The sequence below is a fragment of the Chitinophaga sp. 01L420 genome (assembly GCF_056399985.1).
The window spans coordinates 42696-64987 of record NZ_JBFTSK010000032.1; the positions used below are offsets into that span (position 1 = coordinate 42696).

Annotated in this window: 15 protein-coding genes; 5 read left to right on the forward strand and 10 right to left on the reverse strand. The window is 42.4% G+C overall.

The genetic code is table 11. The features are described 5' to 3' along the window. Window positions 1-51: 51 nt before the first annotated feature. The gene (locus AC1DP6_RS25330; protein ID WP_477057335.1) at window positions 52-1149 is read left to right on the forward strand and encodes a discoidin domain-containing protein; all 1098 of its coding nucleotides are present in this window, start codon (window positions 52-54) and stop codon (window positions 1147-1149) included. Between the two features lie 34 nt (window positions 1150-1183). Beyond that, complete coding sequence (locus AC1DP6_RS25335; RefSeq protein WP_477057336.1) at window positions 1184-2713, forward strand: discoidin domain-containing protein; 1530 nt, start codon at window positions 1184-1186, stop codon at window positions 2711-2713. Window positions 2714-2932: 219 nt separating this feature from the next. On the opposite strand, the gene AC1DP6_RS25340 is transcribed toward AC1DP6_RS25335, so the two are convergent. Further along, the gene (locus tag AC1DP6_RS25340) at window positions 2933-3802 is read right to left on the reverse strand and encodes a helix-turn-helix domain-containing protein (RefSeq protein ID WP_477057337.1); all 870 of its coding nucleotides are present in this window, start codon (window positions 3800-3802) and stop codon (window positions 2933-2935) included. A 190-nt stretch (window positions 3803-3992) separates the two neighbouring features. Here AC1DP6_RS25340 and AC1DP6_RS25345 point away from each other — a divergent pair, with 190 nt between their 5' ends. Then, window positions 3993-4550, forward strand: a complete 558-nt coding sequence (locus tag AC1DP6_RS25345; RefSeq protein ID WP_477057338.1) for an RNA polymerase sigma-70 factor — start codon at window positions 3993-3995, stop codon at window positions 4548-4550. Window positions 4551-4555: 5 nt separating this feature from the next. On the opposite strand, the gene AC1DP6_RS25350 is transcribed toward AC1DP6_RS25345, so the two are convergent. After that, window positions 4556-5602 carry an SIS domain-containing protein gene (locus AC1DP6_RS25350; protein ID WP_477057339.1) on the reverse strand — a complete coding sequence of 349 codons (1047 nt, stop codon included), beginning with the start codon at window positions 5600-5602 and terminating at the stop codon, window positions 4556-4558. 631 nt (window positions 5603-6233) lie between these two features. Here AC1DP6_RS25350 and AC1DP6_RS25355 point away from each other — a divergent pair. After that, window positions 6234-6404, forward strand: coding sequence for a hypothetical protein (locus AC1DP6_RS25355; RefSeq protein WP_477057340.1), 171 nt, complete (start codon window positions 6234-6236; stop codon window positions 6402-6404). A gap of 214 nt (window positions 6405-6618) precedes the next feature. On the opposite strand, the gene AC1DP6_RS25360 is transcribed toward AC1DP6_RS25355, so the two are convergent. The 7 genes from AC1DP6_RS25360 to AC1DP6_RS25390 form a co-directional block, all read right to left on the reverse strand. Further along, the gene (locus tag AC1DP6_RS25360) at window positions 6619-10146 is read right to left on the reverse strand and encodes a T9SS type B sorting domain-containing protein (RefSeq protein WP_477057341.1); all 3528 of its coding nucleotides are present in this window, start codon (window positions 10144-10146) and stop codon (window positions 6619-6621) included. Window positions 10147-10828: 682 nt separating this feature from the next. Then, complete coding sequence (locus AC1DP6_RS25365; RefSeq protein WP_477057342.1) at window positions 10829-11314, reverse strand: hypothetical protein; 486 nt, start codon at window positions 11312-11314, stop codon at window positions 10829-10831. Between the two features lie 22 nt (window positions 11315-11336). Continuing rightward, a complete protein-coding gene (locus AC1DP6_RS25370) occupies window positions 11337-12332 on the reverse strand; it encodes a hypothetical protein (protein WP_477057343.1) in 996 nt (331 codons plus the stop codon). A gap of 230 nt (window positions 12333-12562) precedes the next feature. Further along, on the reverse strand, window positions 12563-14053 hold the full coding sequence (locus tag AC1DP6_RS25375; protein ID WP_477057344.1) for a SusD/RagB family nutrient-binding outer membrane lipoprotein: 1491 nt from the start codon (window positions 14051-14053) through the stop codon (window positions 12563-12565). Between the two features lie 15 nt (window positions 14054-14068). Further along, the gene (locus AC1DP6_RS25380; RefSeq protein WP_477057345.1) at window positions 14069-17224 is read right to left on the reverse strand and encodes a SusC/RagA family TonB-linked outer membrane protein; all 3156 of its coding nucleotides are present in this window, start codon (window positions 17222-17224) and stop codon (window positions 14069-14071) included. 95 nt (window positions 17225-17319) lie between these two features. Then, a complete protein-coding gene (locus AC1DP6_RS25385; protein ID WP_477057346.1) occupies window positions 17320-18384 on the reverse strand; it encodes a FecR family protein in 1065 nt (354 codons plus the stop codon). A 68-nt stretch (window positions 18385-18452) separates the two neighbouring features. Further along, entirely contained in the window at window positions 18453-19058 is a 606-nt protein-coding gene (locus AC1DP6_RS25390; protein WP_477057347.1) for an RNA polymerase sigma factor, read from the reverse strand. 1893 nt (window positions 19059-20951) lie between these two features. Here AC1DP6_RS25390 and AC1DP6_RS25395 point away from each other — a divergent pair. Then, window positions 20952-21245: a hypothetical protein gene (locus AC1DP6_RS25395; RefSeq protein WP_477057348.1), complete on the forward strand. Its 294-nt coding sequence runs from the start codon at window positions 20952-20954 to the stop codon at window positions 21243-21245. Between the two features lie 557 nt (window positions 21246-21802). Here AC1DP6_RS25395 and AC1DP6_RS25400 read toward each other — a convergent pair. After that, window positions 21803-22288: a hypothetical protein gene (locus tag AC1DP6_RS25400; RefSeq protein ID WP_477057349.1), complete on the reverse strand. Its 486-nt coding sequence runs from the start codon at window positions 22286-22288 to the stop codon at window positions 21803-21805. Window positions 22289-22292 lie beyond the last annotated feature (4 nt).

Consider the following 22292-nt stretch of genomic DNA (forward strand, 5'->3'; position numbering starts at 1 on the left):
GGTCACAAAAGGGGGAGCTTGATGAGTTATTAATAACATAAAATACGCTTTATGCTGCATAAGAATTTTTTTGTTGTTATCTTCTTCACTGTACTGGTATTTGCCCTTGCAAGCTGCAGTAAGAAAGATGATATCGGCGCCCCTCCTCCCGCATTGATCAATATTAAAGGTACACCCGGTTATGGTGAGGCTATCTTCAGTTGGGACCCTGTTAGTCACGCCCCAGAGGATTCAGCACGCTACCTTTATACTTCTATCAGCTATACAGACAGTACTGGTAAAGTGAATGAGCATAAGTTTAGCCGTTATACCGATACTGCTGTTATCAGCAGTTTATCCGACAAACCTTATTCGTTTACGGTCAGAACAGTAGGGCCACAGGGTGCCATTACTGATGTAACAACATTGTCTGTTACGCCATTGCCTCCGGTATACATTGCCATTGCAAAAACGCTGCAAATAACAGCTACCATTGGTGGCGCCGAAGTAAACTGGGTGAATAATTCCGGTAAAACGGTGATAGTAAATGCTGCTTATACGGATCCATCCACCAACAAAGTGGTTACCAAATCATTCACGTCAGCAAAGGCACAGGGGCAGGGAATTGTATCCGGCATACCGGGAGGCAGCCCTGTTGTGATTGTAGTAACGGTAACGGATGTATCGAGAAGACAGTCCGCCCCCGTGAGCACCACCGTAACACCATTGCAGGAAATAAAACTTCCTCGTACTAACTGGTCGATAGCCGGGTTCAGCGATGAAGAAGCCGGCGGAGAAGGGCCCGTTAGCGGATATGCTACCGCCGCAATTGACGGAAATATCAGCACATACTGGCACACCTCATGGGCCAATGCAGAAACACCCTACCCACATTGGATCATTGTTAAAACCGGGGCGCCGGTGACAGTTTCCAGAGTTGGGCTGCTCAACAGACAAGGTAATAGCAGCGGGCAAACAGAGATACAGTTAATGGGCAGTGAAGACGGACAAACCTGGACAGATCTTGGCACCTTCCCTTTCCAGCAGAAGAACCCGGAACAATTCTTTCCGGTTGCACCCCGGAAATGGTCATACATCAAAGTTGTTTTGACTAAAGGACCTAATTTTTATGGTTTCCTGGCAGAAATCAATTTATACGGGGCACAGTGATAAATTCTTTTAATTCCCAAAAATATAAAGGCGTATGAGATGGAAAAATATACTGCTGGCAAGTTGTTGCGGAGTTTTGTTCTTCTCGCTTGCCGGTTGCGGTAAGCATACTACGGATGCTAACAATGCGGATACAAAAAATGAACCTGCAGGAATAAACAAAAGCACTTACAAATTAAATGTCGTGTATTTTCTGCCGCAGGGGCAAGATTCACTACCAGGGTTCCACAAACGGCTGACCGATATGCTGTTCTATTTCAGGGATTTTTATGGTCATGAAATGAAGCGTAACGGATTTGGGAACAAAACGTTCGGATTGCAAACCGATGCGGCAGGTCAACAAGTAGTATTTTCCGTTATCAGGGGTGCATACCCGGCTTCAAAGTATCCCTACGAAGGCGGCTCCGGGGCGATGATGGAGGAAATCAAAGCATATTTTGATCAGCACCCCTCTGAAAAGAGAAGTGAGCATTACCTGGTGATCACCCCTGTACCGGATATCACCCACGCAGATGTGCCTTACTATGGTATAGGCAACTGGGCTTTTATACTTGATTATGATAAGCTGGATATTAAAAAATACGGAGTGGGGATAGACTGGCTGGCTGGCAATGCTCATGAATTGGGCCATGGACTTGGATTACCACATGATAGAGAGAAGAAAAGTGAGGCCTCCACAATCGGCACATCTGTAATGAGTAGTACCGACTTTACCAAAGGCGCCATACTAACACAGGCCGCCTGCGCAATTCTCAACAATTGCCAGTTGTTCAATAATGAGACTGTAAGTGACTATCAGCAAGCATTTAAGGCCTATCTCAGGAAAGTAAATATCAGCTATGTAAACGGCAGCATGGTCATATCCGGTCGGTTTTATGCCGACAAACCGGTTAACGGAATAAACATTTACCAGGATCCGGATGCAGCCGATGATGCCTATGATGCGCCAAGTTGGTCTGCCGCACCTGTGGGTACAGACAGCTTTTACATATCCACGCCTGTAAATGAGCTATGGGACAGGGAAGGAGGTTACATGCTAAGAGTAAATATACTGGGTACTAACGGCTATGTACAAACGATAGCTTCCTATCACTATTCCTTTATCAACCAGGAACCTGTACTGGACCCTGTCATAGGAAGTAAACAGGAGGTTTCTAAAACCGGGTGGACCATTGCTGATGTTGATTCGGAAGAAGGTGGCTATCCAGCCGGCAATGCACTGGATAACGATCCTTCCACTTACTGGCATACACAATACAGCGGAGCTGAGCCCACTCATCCACATCAGCTATCCATTGATATGCACGCATCGCATGTGTTGAATGGACTTACATTCAGAGATCGACAGGGAGTATGGCCGGGCATCAGGACGCTGACGGTTTTTGTGAAGGCTACTGCCGATGGCAACTGGATCCAGAAAGGTGAATTTACCCTTAGGAAAACAGATATAGATCAATTTATTTCGTTCTCTCAACCTACGTCCGCAAGGTACTTCCGGATTGTAACGACAGACAGTTATGATGATGGAAAGTCTTGTTCGCTGGCGGAGATTGGGGCCTATTAGCAACAGTTAATCGCAAGACACGATATTATCTGTTTTGTGAGAACGTGAAAAATAGGTTTAAGAACAGAATTTAGAATGGTGAATTAAATGATAGTAACAGTTAGATTTCGCTGGTCTCAGCGAAATAATTATTCTCATATTTTTTGCTTTGACCGCTAAGATGGGAAAGCATTTCTTACGCTATCTGAATTTTAAACAAGATGCCACTTTCATCGTTTGTTATTTTCCCTTAACAGCCTTATGCCGGTATTTCAAAGGACTTAGCCCGTATTGATTCAGAAATTGCCGGTTGAAATTGGAAATATTATTAAAACCACATTCATAGCATATTTCAGTTACAGGGATTTCGTTTTTCTCCAGCATTCTGATAGCTTTTTGCAGGCGTAGTTCCTGTACAAATTTGGAGAATGTTTTACGGGTACGTAGGGAAAAGAAACGGGAAAAGGCATTCTCCTGCATTTCCGCGATGGCAGCAACCTCGCTCAAACGGATATCGCGTTCAAAGTTTGCATAAATCCAGTCGAATACATTACTCAGGCGATTGGATTCTTTTTGATTATATCCTACAAAGGAGGCTCGTGTAATGGAGGTCAGGCTTCTGGACTCCGCCATATCCTGCAGTATGTCTATCAGGCATAGCCAACGTCGCATGCCGCTTAGTTGCACAATATCTTGTAATTTTTGGCTGACCTTCTTTTGGGTAGCCCCGGTGACATCCAGTCCGCAGACTGAACGCTCAAATAGTTTTCGCAAACGTACCGCTTCAGGCAGGTTCAGCAAATCTTCCCCTAACGAAGCTTCAGTGAAATGAATCACAATGGCGCGGGCGTGCAGGTTAGCACCAGTCGCTAAATATTTATCCTCATTTCGGTAATAGTGTGGAAGGTTGGGACCTATTACTGCCAGGTTGCCGGGCTGAAATTCAGAGAGGTGATCCCCGATAAAGCGTTTGCCCGTACTCTCTGTTACCAGTACGATCTCATATTCCGGGTGGTAATGCCATAGCGTAGGATAGTGGTTATAATTAATTTCCTTCACTGCGAAAGAGTGATACTGATCCTTTGGCAGATGTGCTATTGCCGGCCTCATATTAATTGTATTATGTTATTAAGTTAAATAAAATTAACAAATTATGCTATGAAAGTATAGAAATTGAAAGAAAAAATGGTGGTTTGATGGTCTACTGGTTTATAGTTTTGTATGAAAGAAAAGGTGCGTCTGGGAGATACTAAAAACGGGCGCTTTCTCAACAATAAAAATGGCGAAATCCTGAAGTAAGATGAGATGTCTGCAACAATACAGTGACAGTGAATTATTCCGCCAGGTACGGGACGAGGACAGCAGTGCTGCATTTGAAATGCTGTATAACCGGTATTGGGAAAAGTTGATCCTGCAGGCAAAATTTAAAACCGGATCTGAAGAGGATGCAGAAGAAATTGTACAGCACGTTTTTCTGAATATCTGGAAAACCAGGAAGAACATTCAACTCCAGCATTCTTTCTACACGTATATCGGTTCCTGTGTAAAATATGAGATTATGGCAGTATTGATCCGAAATAAAAAACAAAAGGATGCATACTATGCCCTGTATAAGGTCACTGGATCAACAGCTGACAACCATACCGCTGAATGGGTAGATTATGAGTTTGCTTGCCGGCAACTGGAATCCACTATCCGGCTCCTTCCGGATAAGTGTCGCCTGGTGTTTCGTTTGAGCCGGGAAAAGGGGCTATCAGAAAAACAGATTGCTATGGAGTTAAGTATTTCTCAAAAAACGGTGCAGGCTCATATGACGCGTGCATTGAAATTATTGCGGATGGTTTTGCAGTATCGCTAAGCATTTTATGGGAGATCTTCTTCCGGTGTTATATTAAAGTTACGATAGTAGGAACTATCAGGATCCACCCCCTTCATGCCTGCCAGCTTTACCGCAGCCAACTGAATGGGTATGATGTTGATGATTGGTCGTAAAAGCCGGGGGCATTCCGGTATTTCAGCAATATGCCCTTTCAGGTTTTGCGGTAAATGCTGGCCAATAGTGAGAACATTTACGCCACGTTCCACAAGATCACATACCAGTTGTACATCATGTTCACGGGCTTTACGATTATCCAGCCATATGGCTACGTTGAGAGGATGGTTGCTGGCTCCCAGGGGACTATATCTGAAAGCACCGGTGCTGAGTGCTCCGGCGGGGTGTTGGGCCACTTCTTCCCATATCAGCATACCTTCGTGGGCGGAGGCCAGGTTAGCCCCTCTGGCGAGGAAGTAGGTGTGATAGAGTGGATTGGGCCAGGAGGAAGTATCCAGCGCTTCCTTGTATCGTGTGAGGTTTGTATGCATCTTCTGTAAGGACGCTTTTATATTGTTATAGTACGTTCCGTTGCTGAATTGTAATTTAAAAAAACGTGTTAGCAGGATACCGGTGAGAATGGTGGCGGCATAAGTGCTGACGGAAATATTGTGATCGAACGTTATACTGGTACGCAGACACACGTCTGCGCCAAGACCCAATGGACTTTCCGGCGTGTTTGTGATGGTAATAATAGTGGCATTTGCCTCTCTGCATTTGGGTATTGCATTCACGAGCTCAACGCATCTTCCACTTCTGGATAAAAAAATGACGGCAGCACCTGGCGGTATTTGGGTGAAATGCAGGAAGTCCGCAGCATGACACAGTATCGCCTGTATGCCGGTTTCATTGAATGCAACCTGTATGGCAATGCCTGCATTCCAGCTAGCGCCGATTCCTGCGAGGAACACATGATTGGCTTGTGAAATAAGCACCGCTGCTTTTATTATAGCACCGCAACCGCCATTCATACTATATTCCAAAGATGCCTGTAGTTGTTCCGGTTGTTCGAGAATATCTTTTAGAAATAAGTTCATTCGTTTGATTTTATGATTTCATTATCTGTTTTTCAATAGCACCTAAACCTGCAGGCTGAAAATCGCGCATCGGGTGCCATTAAGTGCAGATAAGGGTGCAAGCAGATAAAAGCGCTCCAAGGAATATAGAGTATGATTTTAGTTGTAACCCTTAGGCAAAAAAATAGAAAATATTATAGTAGAAAAGCGAATGGCTATAGGCTCGATTAATGGGGTGGCATGTTAATTTTATTTATTGAAATGTCAATAAAACGCACTGCCATATTGATGGTGCAAATATTCTCGCAGACATAGTCAAGAAAGCATTAGTTGTTTTGTGTCTTAATTACAAATTTTACCAGTGTTAATTAACATTAGTCGAGCGCATATTACCCCGGGTTGGAGCATCAGTCACCTGGGTGTTTTCTGAATATTAGATCGAGAAGCCAATTTCCCCTAAAATGAATTTCATTATTGCAGCATATCAAGGCTGTTGGAAGGATATGTCCTAAATAGCAATGAGCAACTAAAGCTTTTGTCAAGCTTGAAATGGCAGGTTATCTGAAAGATAATTAAAATAAATCCCCGTTATGTATTATAAAGGAGTGAGACTGCTGTCTAAATTGTTGCTGCCGGTAAAAAAATATTCTTTATGATAAAGAATGTAAAAAGAGTAACAGCAAAACGTAAACTACTGAGGGAAATCAGGATTGCCAATGAAATTTTAATGAACAGGCCAGAGGAATCTATTACTGAGCAACCCGTTTTTGTGGAAATAAATACCCATCACATTTTTTACGCTATTGAGTTTAGTCTCAATTGATCGGGTTAACTGCAGGTATTTAAAATAAGGAATAGAATAAATTGACTAATATTTTTTGAGAATAGTTTATTAATTGCAGATTGGGATAAATAGTCGGTTTAGGACTATCAGGCAACTGGCGGCATTAGTTCCAGTTGCTTTTCTTTTTGTTAGGGCCCTGCTTCTCTCAATGCGCCATATGTATCATCATTCATGATTAACCTGATTTTTTGCTTTAACGGATCAGGGTTACCGCACCCTTTATCAACCGGGTGCTGCCATCGAGGAATTCTACTGTGGCAAAATAAACATAGGCGCCCATAGGTGCGGGCTTACCATTCATATTGCCATCCCATCCATAGCTTTTGTCGTTGGCGGGTGTATTATGTGTTTCAAATACCACGTTGCCCAATCGGTTGTATACATGAAAATCTCTTATCAACCGTATATCCCAACTGCCGATGACATAGAACCAGTCATTTTTTCCATCTCCATTAGGTGTAAAAGCAGTGGGCATGGTAATACCTGCACTGGTGAAGGTTTTGATATGTATCAAAGCGGTATCCGTACAGTAATACCGGTTGGCAGCACTTACCATATAACGCATTGAAGAAGTAGCGGCTGCTATGGGGGTGGCGCAGTTGTTGCACGACAATCCTTCTACTGGTGTCCAGGCATAAGAAACAGCCGGACCACCGTCTATAACAGGATGCAGGTTCATGGCCACGGGCCTTGGCAATTCTATCACAGATGGGAGGAAGCTTACTGTGAATGGAGTATATGCGAGGCTTGCGTGGTTGTTGAGGTAGTTGGTTTCATCCAGCATAAAATTTGTTTCCTTGTTCACAATGGCAGACACCTCATTCGTTTGTGGCGCCGACAATATAGTAGTGAAATTTTGACAAACACCATCCGTAACGGGTGTGTAGAATAAAGGCGACAGTAATTTTGTTTGTCCGCTGGCCGGATCACCATTATAGAAAGATACCGGTACGCCTGCGTGTATACTATCGTAACCATTTGCCGTGCATATTTTGAATTCCACGATGATGTGATCATTATCATAACAATCTGTTTGCAGCAGGTTGATCGTAAAATCAGGTGGAAAAATCCGGATATATTGCCTGTCTTTGATCACACATCCATATTTATTCGTGAGTTGTACGCCGACAAAAGCACTGTCTTTCATCGCTGCCTGTGGCATGGCACATTTATTACAGCTTAGCGTATATGCATTATTTGTATTCCATAAAATATCTGCCGGTGTGAAATCAGAAACGTGATAGTAAAGAGGGAAGTTCGCCTTTCTTATCACAATGGTGTCCTTCGGAAATACAGAAACAACAGGTGCTTTGTATAGCCGGTTATGGGTATTATTGTCGTAGTTGGTTTCATTCAGCCCTGTTACAGGGGGATGTGCACTACGATCGTTGTTTACAATAGCAAATACGCTACCCGTTGGGGTCTGTTTAATATAACTGCTGTAATCTACGCAAGGGCCTGCACTTTGCAGGGAAGTGATAAATGCATTGCCCAGTAACGATGCCACCGGATCGAGTGGCGACCGGTCGTAAAAATCTACTCTTAGCTGTGCGGGAACATTTCCTTTTGCATATAAATTGCACAGGGAGAAATCTACATGTATGCTATCGCCTCCGGCGCAATCCACATTTTTTATTGTAACAGTATAATCATCCACTACCGGTATATGCAACTTTGCGGTAGTACTGTCGTAGCAGGCGTAATTGGTGTATGCCATTACCTTTACATCAGTAACAGTATCTTTCCGGTATGGGGCAGTAAAAGTGGCATCTACACAGTCAGTGCAGCTAAGATAATTGCCTGTCCATTTGGCACTTTGTATAGTGCCGTTAGTTCCCTGTGGACTCAATACCACCTGTGCTTCCGGTACCAGCGTATAATCTGCGGGGTTTAAAGCTACCGTAAACTTAAATCCGTGTTTTACACTGATATTGTTGCCATAATTGGTTTCTACGAGGCTTGTATTTGGTAAGGCAAGCGGCAAGGTAGTGCCATCATCGTTCAGCACAATCCCCAGATCGTTAAGACCTGCGCTACCAACATCCACGTTGGTGGCCAATAGTGTAGAGGAGCATTTACCTTCGATATTTTCAGGTAGCGGCCAGGTTCCGAGTTTCTTTACGCCTGGTTTACGGGGATCGCCGTTGTAGAAAGATACCGGTGTATTTTTAGGAATAGTATGATAACCAAAGTTGTGAAAATAGAGGGTTACCCGTACCTTGGTTTGTTGATAACACTCTACTTTCGTAACATATACTGCTCCGTCGGCAGTAGGGTCATCTACAATAATTTTTACGGCGTTAGAAGTATCAAAGCAATGCCCGTCAGTAGCAGCTAGTCGAACAAGATAGTTTCCAGGTGTCTTAAAAATGTATTTTAGTTGTTCATCGGTGCTAATAGACTGTTCTGCCATTCCTTTGTCGTTGCTCATCAGCCAGCTCCAGCTGGTAGCATTCCGGGAACGGTTGTTAAAATAAACGCTGTCCAGCTCGATCCCGTCTTTGGAAGCGATTTTTCGTTTACTGGGCCAGAAGCGGGCCACTACACCGCAACTTACCTGGATAACATCATTGGTGGTAGCAGAACAACCGCTCACGGTGTTGGTTACACGAAGAATAATTTCATAATTTTTTTTCTGGCTTACTGTTAATCGCAGGATGGGGGTGTTGCCACTGGAAACGCCATCTACCAGCCATTCATAGGCATTTCCTCCTATACTGGTGCTGGTAAAGGTAACCACATCTCCCACTACAGGATACGTTATATCCCTGGTAAAAGAAGCGGTAATATTTTCTGTACAGGGGTCATTGCAAACGGTGGTGTTCAGCATGCCTGGCAGCGCTACATCGATAAAATCATGCATACGCTTCGCCTGGCCGGGTGTAAAACCTAGGATACACCCGGTACCTTGTCCATAGTCCATGAAATTATCCGGCAGGTCCGGCACATCTGTTGTAAAGCCGGAAAGGGTATCCGTGCTACAGGAGTTTTGAGGCATTGCGCAGGCGTATCCGCCGGTAATGGTTTTCTCCGGAGGTGTATCGCATACCATGTCTCCGTCTTTGGTGCAGTCATTATTCTTACAATCCCTGTTGGCAAAGGTATGTGCGAGGCTCAGGTAATGTCCCATTTCGTGCGCGAGTACGCCAACGCCAAGTCCGGCTACCACAATGTCGCCTCCCGCGCCGGCATAGCCTCCCATTTTGAGACGGGTCCATTTGCCACATTCAAAATCCTGCATATATTCCGACTTGATATCGGTAACTACCCAAATATTAATATATCGGCTGCCATCCCATTTTCCTAATGCAACAAGGTCGCTTCCTTCCATTTCATTGTCAAAGTCAGATAAATAGGAATGGGTTCTGACGATCCCGTTGGTTCTGCCGCCATCAGGTGCGGTTCTGGCCAGGCAAAACTGGATCTTTGTATCTGTGCGTCCGCCGGTAAATGCGCCGGTGGTGGCATATGCATCATTTAACTCTTTCAGTGCAGCCAATACTGCCGCATCCGGGAAAGCGGCCGGATCTTCATTAATGATGTGAAACACTACCGGCAACACTACCAATCCTGCCGCCTTTGCAGGCATCCCTGGAACAGTGATATATTGTTTTTGTAAGATGGCATTATTAATAGCGCGCTCCCGCGCGAGGAAAGACGCATCTTTCCTCCATAATTCCTGTAAGGCATCCGTACCACATGGGCGAACGGTTGCGGGCATTCCCTCTTGTGCCTTTACTATAACAGGAAATAGAAGGCACAGGAATAACAGTGTGTATAGGTTTTTCATAGCTGGCTAGTGCATCGACAATAGATATACTGTGGGAACAAAAATACATATCCGTTTCCGTCAGTATTAAGAATGCCATGTTTTTTAGTGATCTCTAATGACAGTTTTTTATTACTATTTCTCAAAAACGCCTGGTACAATTTATTTGATCTACAAAACGTGTGCTAATGTAGATTATTGTTGATACATGATGGATGTATCTTACGAATATCCAGGATCCATATGGCACCGTTGAAAAGCTTGTCAATCTTTCATAATGCGGTTCTGTACTGATATTTGAAGTTAGCTAATTGGGAATAAGATATTGGTGGAAATAAGATAATTGCAAATTAAACATATGATTTGGTCAAAATAGCATCTGTAGGAAAATTTATTTGTTCATTAGTTAAAATAGGTATTGCTGTAAATAATTCAGATGATTTTTTAGCGAATGTCGTTTTGTTAAAGGTTCTTCGTAATATAGTTACGATAATAATCGGTTTGCTGTCATTCAGTCTTATTTGCTATTTCGGTCAATGCCTCCTATCTGAATGGACTTATTATAATATAGAAAAGCAGCCAGCATATGCCGGCTGCCTTTGTTCAGGATATGGATTATAACGAAAGGTTCCAATTATTTCTTTGGCTCGTAATAATATGATTCTCCCCAGATGGTTACCGCAACCGGATATTTTGATTTTTTCAGCGTTTCATAATTGAAGCCAAGATATTCATCATCACCCCAATAAGGTAGCTGGTCCCAAACAGTATGCCCCATTTCAATTTCATGCCCCGGCATCACCAGCTTAGTGTTAAATCCTCTTACAATCCGGAAAATGTCTGTTGTCCATGCGTTGGGCATTACAACATCCACTTTATGTTTTTGAGCTACACTGTCAATCCAATCATAATCCACCATAAAATTCCCCTCGTTAATCTGATCCCCAGATGGGCCAGTGAAATTCCTTCGGGCGTAGTAACCAGGTAAACATTGTTGTCTATCGCTTTCATTTGATGACCCGGATATACAATGATGTCCAGAGAATATTTGTGCATGTATTACAACTAAAGAAAATAATAAGATTGCCGGCAACATGATCTTCATAACAGATTTCAACATGTCTGATTAATTTAACCGCTTATTATTTGGCGTATACCGATTCAATTGGTGGCAATATTTTTTGCGGAGCAGTGTAGTGGAAGCCCAGCAATTCGGCCATTGTTGCGGCTAATTGTCCCTGGTAGATCTGCATGGGTGTTTTCACTTCTCCAACAGGTTTGGTGTCTGGTCCTATAACGGCGAACCAGATACTTTCGGAATGATCTATTTTGATTCCGTGTGAAGTCCATTCTCCGTTTTCTGCGTCTCCCCGGCCGTGATCACAGGTAACAATCAGGGTAGTCTTATCTTTATATTCAGGAAGTGATTGCAGGAGGTTCCAGATATCTGCTATCATGGCATCTTCGGCCTGTGCTGCTCCGAGAAAGAAATCATATATACCCATATGTGCAAAGGCATCGGTTTCGCCCATTGGAATATACAATACTTTAGGACGATACGTTTTGAGGTATTCCCTTGCTGCGAAGTAGGTCAGCAGGTCCGGCCGCTCACCGGTAGGCATTGCTGTCAGCTTTTGCATGTCGTTGAGCAGTTTCATCTGGGGGGTATTGTACGGCAGAGAATCTTTATCGGCATTTACGATAAGGCCGTTCCTCCATTTGTTTAATATATAGGGAAATAAAACCGAGGTGGCGAAAGTAGCTACTTTGCCCTGGTAACCTGGTTGTCGGTTAATAAATTCCAGTACGTTGGCGTTCTTGTTGATGATCAGCGCATTTGACCTGATAGTGGTATCGGGGTTTCCTGTAACGGTTTCACTAAATCCTGGATAGGTTACCTTGTATGGATTGGCTACATCTACGTAATTGTTTAATTCGCGATTTCCATATAGTTGTCCTTTTGCTGCAATAGTGGTCCATAAAAAAGGCATCAGTTTTTTCCGGCGTTCCGCCTTATCACTTACCCATAGTTTTTTTTCCAGTGAGCCGGCATCCCTGGTGAATTTCTTATTGTGAATCAGACCGGAATCCGCGCCGCCAAAAATTTCCTGCCAGCGCATGCCGTCCAGGGCAATCATAACGATATTTTCCGTTTTTCCTGGCCGTTTGTTATTATGTTGCTGCGCAAATAAGGAACTCCCGGGGCATAGGAAGAAAACCGAAAGCAGAAGCCATGCAGACGTTGATATTTTTATATTCATTTTAATAGTGTTTAGCGATTGTAAGCGTATCTGAATAAAGCTGCTATACAGGTTTTAACCTGAAACTAAATCCTGTATAGCAACTCCTGATATTTACCGGTTTGGTATTAAGGTTTAAGCAGCCACATAGCACTACTTATTTTGTCGCCATCGGTGCTGAATTGACGGGTAATAGCATTATTGAGGTGTTGAGTATTGGTGTTTATCTCCGCCTGTGGATACATATACCGTAAAGGTAGTTTCCCGTTATTTTGTACGCCGCCACCATCAAGTTTAAGAACAGGCTTACCTGTTCTACGCAGGTTATACCAGGCTTCGTATCCTGAGTTCATATAGAAGCTGATATATTTTTGCAGGAGTATTTTGTCGAGCCCATTTACGGGATCGTACTTCACCGCATCGTTTGCATACATCGCATCAAAGTAATTGCCGGAAGTATACCCACCGTAGGTAGCGTAAAAATCCATAGATGCTTTGATCCCATTTTTATAGAAACTCTCGGCATCACCCGGTATCCAGCCACGGGCAGCAGCTTCCGCCAGATTAAACTGCAGTTCAGGATAACCTACTGCTACGTTAGGCTCATTTACAGCATTGAAAATATAACGACTGTTCATCAGGCTGTAGTTTCCGCTGATTACCTGGGCGGCGAGATCAGGATAGGGCTGGCTACCATCCACACCGGCATAGGCGGAAAAATCAGTGGTGCTGCTACCGGCTGTTTTGGCTTTGGATGTGATGTTGGCAAAGCTGAATAACCGGGGATCTTTTACGTTGATCAGAAAGTCGCACAGTTTCTTTTCTATGTACGTCCTTTGATCGTCTGTAGCCTGGTATAGCGGGTACCTGTTATTGGCAATATCACTGTAAGTGAGCATGGCACCATCTCCATTACCCTGAAAAATGGGGTAGGTATCAGGGTCCTTAAACACTTTTGCAAATTCAGATACTATTTTTAAGTCTGTATCGGCTGTTTTTGCGGAAAGTGCCATCAGCACCCGGAGACGGAAGGAGTTGATCAGTTTTCTCCATTTTAAGGTATTGCCTGCATAAATTACATCGCCGGTAACGGGATTTGCATTAGCCGGAGCAATTGCTTTTAAAGTAGTATTGGCGCTGTCGAGTTTTGCAAGGATACCGGTAATGACGCTTTTCTGCGCATCATAAGTGGGTGAAAAGTTATCTTTCGTTGCCTGCATTGCCTGGGAGTATGGTACATCGCCAAAAGTCATTGTCAGCACATAATAAAAATAAGCCTTAAAGAATTGGCTGATGGCCAGGTATTCTTTTAGATCCCGCTTCTGTGCTTCTGCTTCCATTTGTTGAACCTGCAGTAAATTGTTATAGTCGCCAAAATTCCCGCGATCAAAAGTAAAATACTGTTCAGGCTTTGCCCCGGCGGAGTTACATTGCAGATGTGCCAGGAAGCAGGGATTGCTGCCTTTGGCGCCAAAAGCGTTTACTTCAATACCTGTTAATAATAACGAAGGGTGAACAGAAGTAGGTCTGTTAGGATCCAGCAGTAGCTCCTCGAAATGGGATTTGGAACAACTGCTGACTAACACCGCAATAATGATGTATAAAGATATTTTTTTCACGACTAACAGTTTTATTTAGAATTTGACATTGAGGTTAAATCCAAAGTTTCTTGGTGCTGGTGTTTGTAAATTATCAGAACCGGCATCAGGATCGGCGTAATTTTTCAATATAGAGTTGGAAATAATCAGCAGGTTTTTTCCAACGAGGGAAAAGCTGGCATCTTTCAATGAGGTGGCCGCTAAAAGGCTTTTGGGCAAGTTATAGGTAATGGACACTTCCCTCAGCTTTGCAAAAGTTCCGCTCAGATAGTTAAAGTTTGCCCTGCTGCTGCTGTTGTAGGCGTTAAAGTAATCGTAGGTGGAAATGGCCTTGGTATTTTGTACATATTTAGAATTGGATGCATCCCATAACACACCGTCAATCACCATGCTGGCAATGCCCTTGTTAAATTGTCTTCTGTTAAATTCATCGTCTGTAATAACATCTACCCCTGCTGATACCATTTTTTCTCTTGTCTGGGAGTAGATGGTGCCTCCGAAACGGCCATCCAGGTCTATTTTAAGGGCGAAATTCCTGTAAAGGAATGTGTTTGACCATCCACCGCTCCAATCAGGGTTAGAATAGCCTCTTAGTACGTTATTGGGATTCCTGGTGGGTAAGCCATTGTTGCCTACAATTATTTTCCCTTCCGGCATATAGGCAAATGCGCTATTAATGATCTGGTCCAGTCTTTCCCCTTCCTTCATACCGTTGTAGTTGCCATTCAATACAGGATCAAGCGTTTTGACGGTTTGTTTGAAGGTTCCCCAGTTAACAGAGGTATTCCACCGGAAATTGCCGTGCTGTACAGGTGTGGCGCCAAGGGATACTTCACCGCCTTTGCGGAAAAACTCGTTGGCATTTTTTGTATGGCTGCTAAAACCGGCTGCAGGCGAGCTTGGTAACTGAATAATCTGGTTTTGATCAAGCGTTCTGAAATAAGCCATATCCAGTCTTAGGCGGTTGCCAAAGAAATAAATTTCCCCACCCACTTCGGTAGTGGTGCTTTTGGCCGGCATAATGTTCGGATTATTGAGATTGCCGGGCATGTTTACTGACGTGTTTCCACTCCAGATAATGCCGGGATTGTAAGCCTGCGCGAGCTGGTATACCGCCAGATCGCTGGAAACCTGTGCCACTGAACTCCGGATTTTTGCATATGAAATATATTGCGGCATCCGTATCAGGTCAGAAACTACCACTGCCAGTGCTGCAGAGGGGTAGAAGTACCTGTTATTGCTGATAGGCAATGCAGAAGATTGGTCCATTCGCCCTGTTAATCCCAGGTTAAATGCTTTGAAAAAAGATATATCGGCAGAGATATAGAGACTATTTACCTGTTGCTTATTCAGGAAATTGGTTTGCCGGTCTATATAGGTAACATCGGCTTGCGGCAACAAGAGTGGGTTGCTGGCGTTGGCAAAGGTATATACGCCCGGTACGTTCAATCCATCGGCTTTTAAGCCCTGCATCCTGTTTTCCGCATAGCGAACGTTTCCTCCACCAACCAACTGTATCTGTAAATTCTGACTAAAGCGTTTGTTGTAGGTAGCCAGGAAGTCCGTATTCAGGTCAAAATTCGTCTCATTTTCTGTCTGATATCCACCCTTAAGACCAAAGGAGATAGTTCTTCCCTGGTACTCCATAAAGCTATAGGGCACCTGCAAAGACCCAAACCGGGATGAGTTATTTACCGTAACCCTGCCCATAAGGCTAAACGAAGGCGTAATATCATACGTAAGTGAAAGGTGACCGGTTATTACATCTTTTTTATGTTCGTGCAGAAATTCGTGTGCCACGAACCAGGGATTGTTATACTCTGAATAGTTATACCAGAGTTGACGGTATCCTTCTTTTCCTTTTTGCCAGTAGTTTTTAAAATCCCTGATATCGGTATCCACGCCTTCCCATATCAGGATATTGTAAATGGAATTTTTTCTGCCATACCCGGCAAACGGGTAGTTAGGTGTATATTGTTTTGTATAGCTCAAATAACCATCCGCATGTAATTTTGAAGTGAGATTAACATTTGAAGCCAGGGAGAATCCGGTGATATTTAATTTGGTATTAGGAATCTGTCCTTTTTGGTACATATGAGAAAGGGAAAAGCGAAGACTTCCTTTTTCGAAGCTTTTTGAAACACTCAGGTTATTAGAAGAAATAAGCCCGTTTTGTACGAAATTTTTGAGATTGTTTTTTCCCCGGGATACCCATGGAGTAGGGGTGCGCTTTCCTGTTGCAGGATCAATGGGGCTGTCCCACTGTACCACATTATTCCCTGCATCCAGCTCAGGCCCCCAGGATCCGGCTCCTCCGCCTGCATCACCGTTTGGACTGTTTAGATCTTCTGTTAAGGTATACTGACCGTTATTACCCGTACCCCATTTTTTTTGTGTTTGGGGCAGGGTAAGGAAGCCAATCTGGAACATGTTGCTGGAATTTAGCTGAACCTCCACGCCATTTTTTCCTATGTTCCCTCTTTTGGTGGTAATCATAATGGCGCCATCTTTACCCCTGGATCCATATAGTGCCGATGCCGTAGTACCTTTCAGTACACTGATGCTCTCAATGTCATCAGGTTTAACGTCATAGAAGTTGGTAGATACAGGTACCCCATCTATAACGATTACCGGTGTAGCTCCTCTCAGGTTATATTGTGGAGCATTCAGCATTTCGTTGTTATTGTAAATATTCAAACCGGAAACTTTTCCGGTCAGACCGCTTAACGGATTCGCATCAGGAGCTTTTGTTAAACCATCTCCCTTTACTACCTGTACGGAATATCCCAGTTTGCTTTGTTCACGTTTGATACCAAGAGCGGTAACCACTACTTCCCCCAGCTTTTTTGTATCGGGTTGCAAGCGTATGATCAATGAATTATTGTCTTTTCCATTGATTTGGTAATTGTAAAGCGTATCATTTTTGTAGCCGGCAAACATGGTGATTAAGTTTACCTGGCTGCCGGCAGTCAGATTATCTACAATAAAAATCCCTTTTGCATTTGTGATAGCAGTCAATGGTGTGCCATTTCCATTTGGAAACACTTTAACAATTGCGCCATTCAGAAGCTCGCCTTTTTCTGACGCAATAGTACCCTTCAATACGGCTGCCTGCTGAGCTTTTAGTCCTATGCCGGAACAGACCAGGAGTACCGTTAAACTGTACTTTAGATTAATTTTGTTTTGTTTCATACCTGTTCTTTTTTTTACATACTGATGTTAGTTAGAATGCTGGTAGCGTTCTATCAGATTAAAAGACGTTTTGATTGAGAAGTTAGTAGTGACTATTATTTAGTGATCAYGATTTCATTCGAGTTGAGTTTATAATGCAAGTCGTTCATGTTACAAATGATATCCAGAATAGCCTGTAAGGAGTCTGTATCGGTATATGATCCGGTGAATGTAAAATTCTCAAGATCTTTTCTATTGTACCGTATTGGTATAGCAAATCTGTTTTCCAGCCCGATGAACACATCAGGCAGTGGTGTTTTATTGAAGACTAATGATTTTTCTGTACTGTTCGGTTGTTCCTGGCGGGAAACTTTAGCCTTTGTCAACAAATTACCTTTTGGTTGTTTATTGATGATAAAGTGGTCGACTAAATATCTACCGGTTTTGTCATCAATTGATATTTGCTCACCAGGCTGAAGATAAGTATCACGCATGCTTATTTCAGTGCATACAGACCGTACAACAATCTTCCCTTCCAGTAATTGTATTTTCACGTGACTATTGTTTGTATTAACAGTAAATGATGTTCCGAGTGCAGTGGTAACAATTCCATGAGCGTATACACTAAGTGGTTTGCCTGCATCTGTAGCCACTTCAAACCGGGCCATACCAGTGATGCTGATATCCCTTGATTTTATGAATGGAAAGTTGAAAGATATCGCGGCACCAGGCTCGAGTGTGACAACTGTGCCATCAGGTAATGTTTTAGCTACTGCTTTATTGGAGGGATTTGTTAACTGAAGTAACCGGGTTGCCTGTTGCTTTGCAACAATTTTTCCCGCAGGTGCATTAAACGAATGTATTGCCCAGGCAGTTACTGCTACAACGCCAGCTATAGTAGCGGCAGCCATCCAACGGAAATTGGGCAATGAAAACACGCTTTTCCTTTGTTGCAATGTAGAATGGGAATTTGCCTTTGCCCATATCCTGGCATAGTGTTCATCTGATTCTTCATCTGAGATGAATATGGTAGGATAAATAAGTTCTCCTTTGTATTCTTTTTGCAAATACATTTTTAACGCTTCGTCATTTGATTCCAGTGCCTTTAAGAGCTCCTGCATTTCATCTGGCGAGGCATTATTTTCAGAAAACTTATGTAATAATTCTAAAATCCGGTTCATATGCCCATTAAATGTACCAGATGCAAAAACAGGGGGTGGTTTTTTGTGTTACCAAAATGTTACCAATGCTAACGACACATATTCATAACGGTTAACAGGGCAAGAATAAGCTCTGGTGGAGGGTTTTGGCCTTGTATAGATTTCTTCAGGGATATAACGGCGGATTTGACGTAATCTTTTGCGGTAGATTCTGAGATATTTAAAGCGATAGCTATTTCCCGATGATTCCTTCCCTCCAGCTTGCGCAGTTTAAATGCCTGTTTTTGCCGGTTGGGGAGGTTTTCTATGGCTTGAGATAGCATAGACAACCGTCTTTTATAGTTGTCTTCATATGAGTGGATATCAGTATCAGCTTCCGTTGGTCCGGCAATGCTATCATTGATAAGGATAATTGCCTGTTTAATTGCCTGTTTAAGATGGCTCATGCTTTTATAATAACTGGTGGTAAAGAGCCAGCCAGCTATTGAATGAGAAGGACTGATTTTATGCCTGGAATTCCATAGTTCTATAAAAACGTCCTGGAGAATGTCTTCTGCCTCCGGGCGTCGTATATTAAGCTTAAGGATATTCGCCAATATTGCCCTGCTGTATCTATGATAGATGTCAGCAAATGCTTTTTCATCTCCTGATTTTAAGCTTTCTAACAGATCGATATTTTGGGAATTTTCCTGCATGTGTTATTTACTCAAAGTTATATGTGGCTTTCAATAACTGAAATTAAGTTTGAGTTAACCCTGGTTTTGTATTGGTTTGAATTTAAAGTAACGAATGCTGTATAGCGCTATACCTATGCTATATTGATCATGATGTATACTATATTGATTTCGCCTGTGCAATGTTTCCTGATAAAAGAGCTGTTTTCATTTTTTAATATTTATAAAAATGTCCCGCTGACAATTACTGAATAAGGATATAACTCGTTACTATTATTAGTTGCGGATTTTCCTTGTCGGTGCTGCAAAAAAAGCATCATAATTAATCAAATTTGAGGTGGTTCGTTCAGGAATAACTGTCGACTTTTACATCAACTACATGTCGGGAATAGCAAATTAAGGAGACTATGCACGGAATTATATTCGCTAAGCATTCGGAGAGCAACATCTACTACAGACCTCTAAATTGGAAGAAATTCAAAATACGGATTGGAGCAAATAAATACCAGGATACTGATCGAAAGAAATCTAACGTTATCTCTGGTTTATGGACATTTTTTCATCAAAAAATTGATTCGTGGATTCCGGCTGTTCCTATAGCTAATATGTGATTGTTGCAAGTGACAAAGTGATTTTTGATGCCATATTCAGTGATTTCCTAAGCAAACAAGTTGGCTACATTTATCCTTTGTGAGTTCACAGTGTCCGGTTATACAGAGGGTCTCAATGGCACTGATGAATTCACGTGGAATATAACAGATTTCGCCGTTCCCGGCGAAATGTAATAAAATCAGGTGTGGCTATAGTCGTGACGTGACAGTGGTATGGTATCTGTAAGGTGCTGAAGAACACTGATAGCTTGCTATGAAAATTATATACACTCAGGCTTTATCATACCCTTATTGGGTGAATGATAAATTATTAATAATTGACATGAGCATAAATAGGAAGTACAAGTCACATTGGCAAAATTGTGATGACATAACAGATTTCGCCGTTCCCGGCGAAATGTTTTAACAGACCTGTCTATAACGTAGTAAACCGGCACATGTGAGAGCATCGCATCGCTTCTTATATTTGCGCTTCTCCATTTATACGATATTATGGAAAGCATTGATAAATTTTTTTCTCATCACTAAGGGTAACCGTCAAAATTATACTCTACATGGGTAGTATACCGTTGTCAGGGAAAATAACCTGTGGTGGTATGGTAGTGGGGGATTTATCATTGGGACTCAGGTTTATTAAATTCGTCTTGATTGGTTTTACAATATCCTGGATTAAAGACACAAATTGGCATTTCGGTTTAAGTGATAATAACTGGTAGATTTCGCTGATCTCAGCGAAATGATTGTTCTCAGTTTTTGCTTTGACTTATCTATTATATTTTAAATTGTTTTCAGTTTTTGATGAAAGTAACAGAGCGATGTTTGCTCTATTTTAAATTTATTCCGTAAGGAGCATTTCTGTAAGGTGCAGCTTGAAGTCAGGTAGAACGGGTAGGGGAGTCCTCTTCATTGATCTCTCTCAATGTCGGGTGGCTCCCACCTGGTCTCCTGGAGATAGTTTTAGGAAAGTAATTAATTGATATAATGGTAGTAAGCTAAATTTCTACCTGGGTTTTTACCGGAACTTCCGCAAACAAAAAAGAGCCCTGATAGAACGGTCAACAGTCGTTGCTGTTTAATCTATTTCGTATCACTGGCCGCTCAAAACACTGAATAACTGTGCAAGGGACAAGTATTCATTTGTAGCGAAAAGGCCGGCAGGAACTATCAATGTCATGCATGCTTCATTGCCCGTTTCCCTGGTATATATTGATCATAAATAACAAGGAGAAACAATAGATACTGCAGCAATAATTTTTTTTCACCACTAAGGGTAACCGTTAAAATTATACTCTATATCGGTAGCATGCCGTTATCCTGGATTCGGGAGGATACCCCTGGATCCGGAGAAGGAATTACTTGTTTTTTCTGCTGGTTTTTTATTGATGATGTCACTGACTTATTCAGTGATGCCTTTTTTTTTTGTGTGTCTGTTAAGCGCTTATTGGTGATTAATCATTACGATTCTTTGTTAGGACTGCCTAAAACCATTTCGTCAATGACTTACGCAGAGCTGAAAAAAGTAAAAGCAATAAAGGGAGGTTATAGCCCTATTCTTTTTGAAGAGGTTTTGCAGTTAATGGAAAAGAATAATGTATGAATAATGGTTGAAACCATCAATATTTCGGGCATTCAGGCTTTATTAAATAAAGCATTGATCGTTTTTTATGTCTTAGGTTTAAGGATACAAATTGGCATGGCGGATTAAATGATCATAACTGTTAGATTTCGCTGATCTCAGCGAAATAATTATTCTTATAGTTTTTGCCTGGCCGGTAAATAAAATGATACAAGCTATGAGTAGGCAACGATAGGTCAATACCATCTTTTCACTGAAGGTCAAGAGATGCCGTGAATAACCTTTATCGTCAGTTGGTTCAGCAGACGGCAGCGGGCGAGTTCCGAAAGGGGCCTATCGCTTTGGTTTTGATCCGTATGAGGAACCAGTAGTACAGAACCTGACAGTGCTCGTCTTAGCGTAGGAGGGAAGCGTGCAGAATTGACCTTTTGCTATAGTGAGTAAGGTTTAACTATGCTTGCTTAGCCCTGTATCCTGCCCCGCGATATGATAGGATTCTAAGATATTGTCTGAAAATATTATATAAGTCTTTGAAGTCAATGAGAAGAAAGTTCGATTTCTGTAATCCGTGGCCTGGTTTAAGGTTCTAAGTTATAATATTTACAAAGCTGTAGGTAATCCATCTTGCTTATATCAGAGGAAGTCCTTGCTGATATTCCTCCGGGAATARGCATATAGCGGAATTTGAAATTAGAAGCGTTAGCACTTGCATTAATTTCTATCTTTCCTATTGCAGCATTCTGTACAAGCGAAAAATTGCCAAAATAATAGTTTAGTTTATACACGAATGTTCCATTTGTCATATAAACTATTATTTCCCCTTTGTCCATGATCTCCTTTGTAAGTTTTGGGACCGCAATTTCGGCCCTCCAATTAGTAACAACCGGGACAAAGGTTAAAGATAGCCAACCGGAATAAATAACATTGGCTGTTCCGGTGGTACCAGGTGCACCGGTAGTGCCCCTTTCTCCCGGTATGCCCTGCTGGCCGGGAGGACCTTCTTTTTTGCATGAAAAAAGCAAAAGGACGCCGCTAAAAAGCAAAAATGCGATAAATTGTTTCATGGCT

Coding starts and splice junctions, on each gene's coding strand:
- AC1DP6_RS25330 (WP_477057335.1), top strand. CDS start 52: ATGCTGCATAAGAATTTTTTTGTTGTTATCTTCTTCACTGTACTGGTA.
- AC1DP6_RS25335 (WP_477057336.1), top strand. CDS start 1,184: ATGAGATGGAAAAATATACTGCTGGCAAGTTGTTGCGGAGTTTTGTTC.
- AC1DP6_RS25340 (WP_477057337.1), bottom strand. CDS start 3,802: ATGAGGCCGGCAATAGCACATCTGCCAAAGGATCAGTATCACTCTTTC.
- AC1DP6_RS25345 (WP_477057338.1), top strand. CDS start 3,993: ATGAGATGTCTGCAACAATACAGTGACAGTGAATTATTCCGCCAGGTA.
- AC1DP6_RS25350 (WP_477057339.1), bottom strand. CDS start 5,602: ATGAACTTATTTCTAAAAGATATTCTCGAACAACCGGAACAACTACAG.
- AC1DP6_RS25355 (WP_477057340.1), top strand. CDS start 6,234: ATGATAAAGAATGTAAAAAGAGTAACAGCAAAACGTAAACTACTGAGG.
- AC1DP6_RS25360 (WP_477057341.1), bottom strand. CDS start 10,146: ATGCCCGCAACCGTTCGCCCATGTGGTACGGATGCCTTACAGGAATTA.
- AC1DP6_RS25365 (WP_477057342.1), bottom strand. CDS start 11,314: ATGTTGAAATCTGTTATGAAGATCATGTTGCCGGCAATCTTATTATTT.
- AC1DP6_RS25370 (WP_477057343.1), bottom strand. CDS start 12,332: ATGATTGCCCTGGACGGCATGCGCTGGCAGGAAATTTTTGGCGGCGCG.
- AC1DP6_RS25380 (WP_477057345.1), bottom strand. CDS start 17,224: ATGAAACAAAACAAAATTAATCTAAAGTACAGTTTAACGGTACTCCTG.
- AC1DP6_RS25390 (WP_477057347.1), bottom strand. CDS start 19,058: ATGCAGGAAAATTCCCAAAATATCGATCTGTTAGAAAGCTTAAAATCA.
- AC1DP6_RS25395 (WP_477057348.1), top strand. CDS start 20,952: ATGCCGTTATCCTGGATTCGGGAGGATACCCCTGGATCCGGAGAAGGA.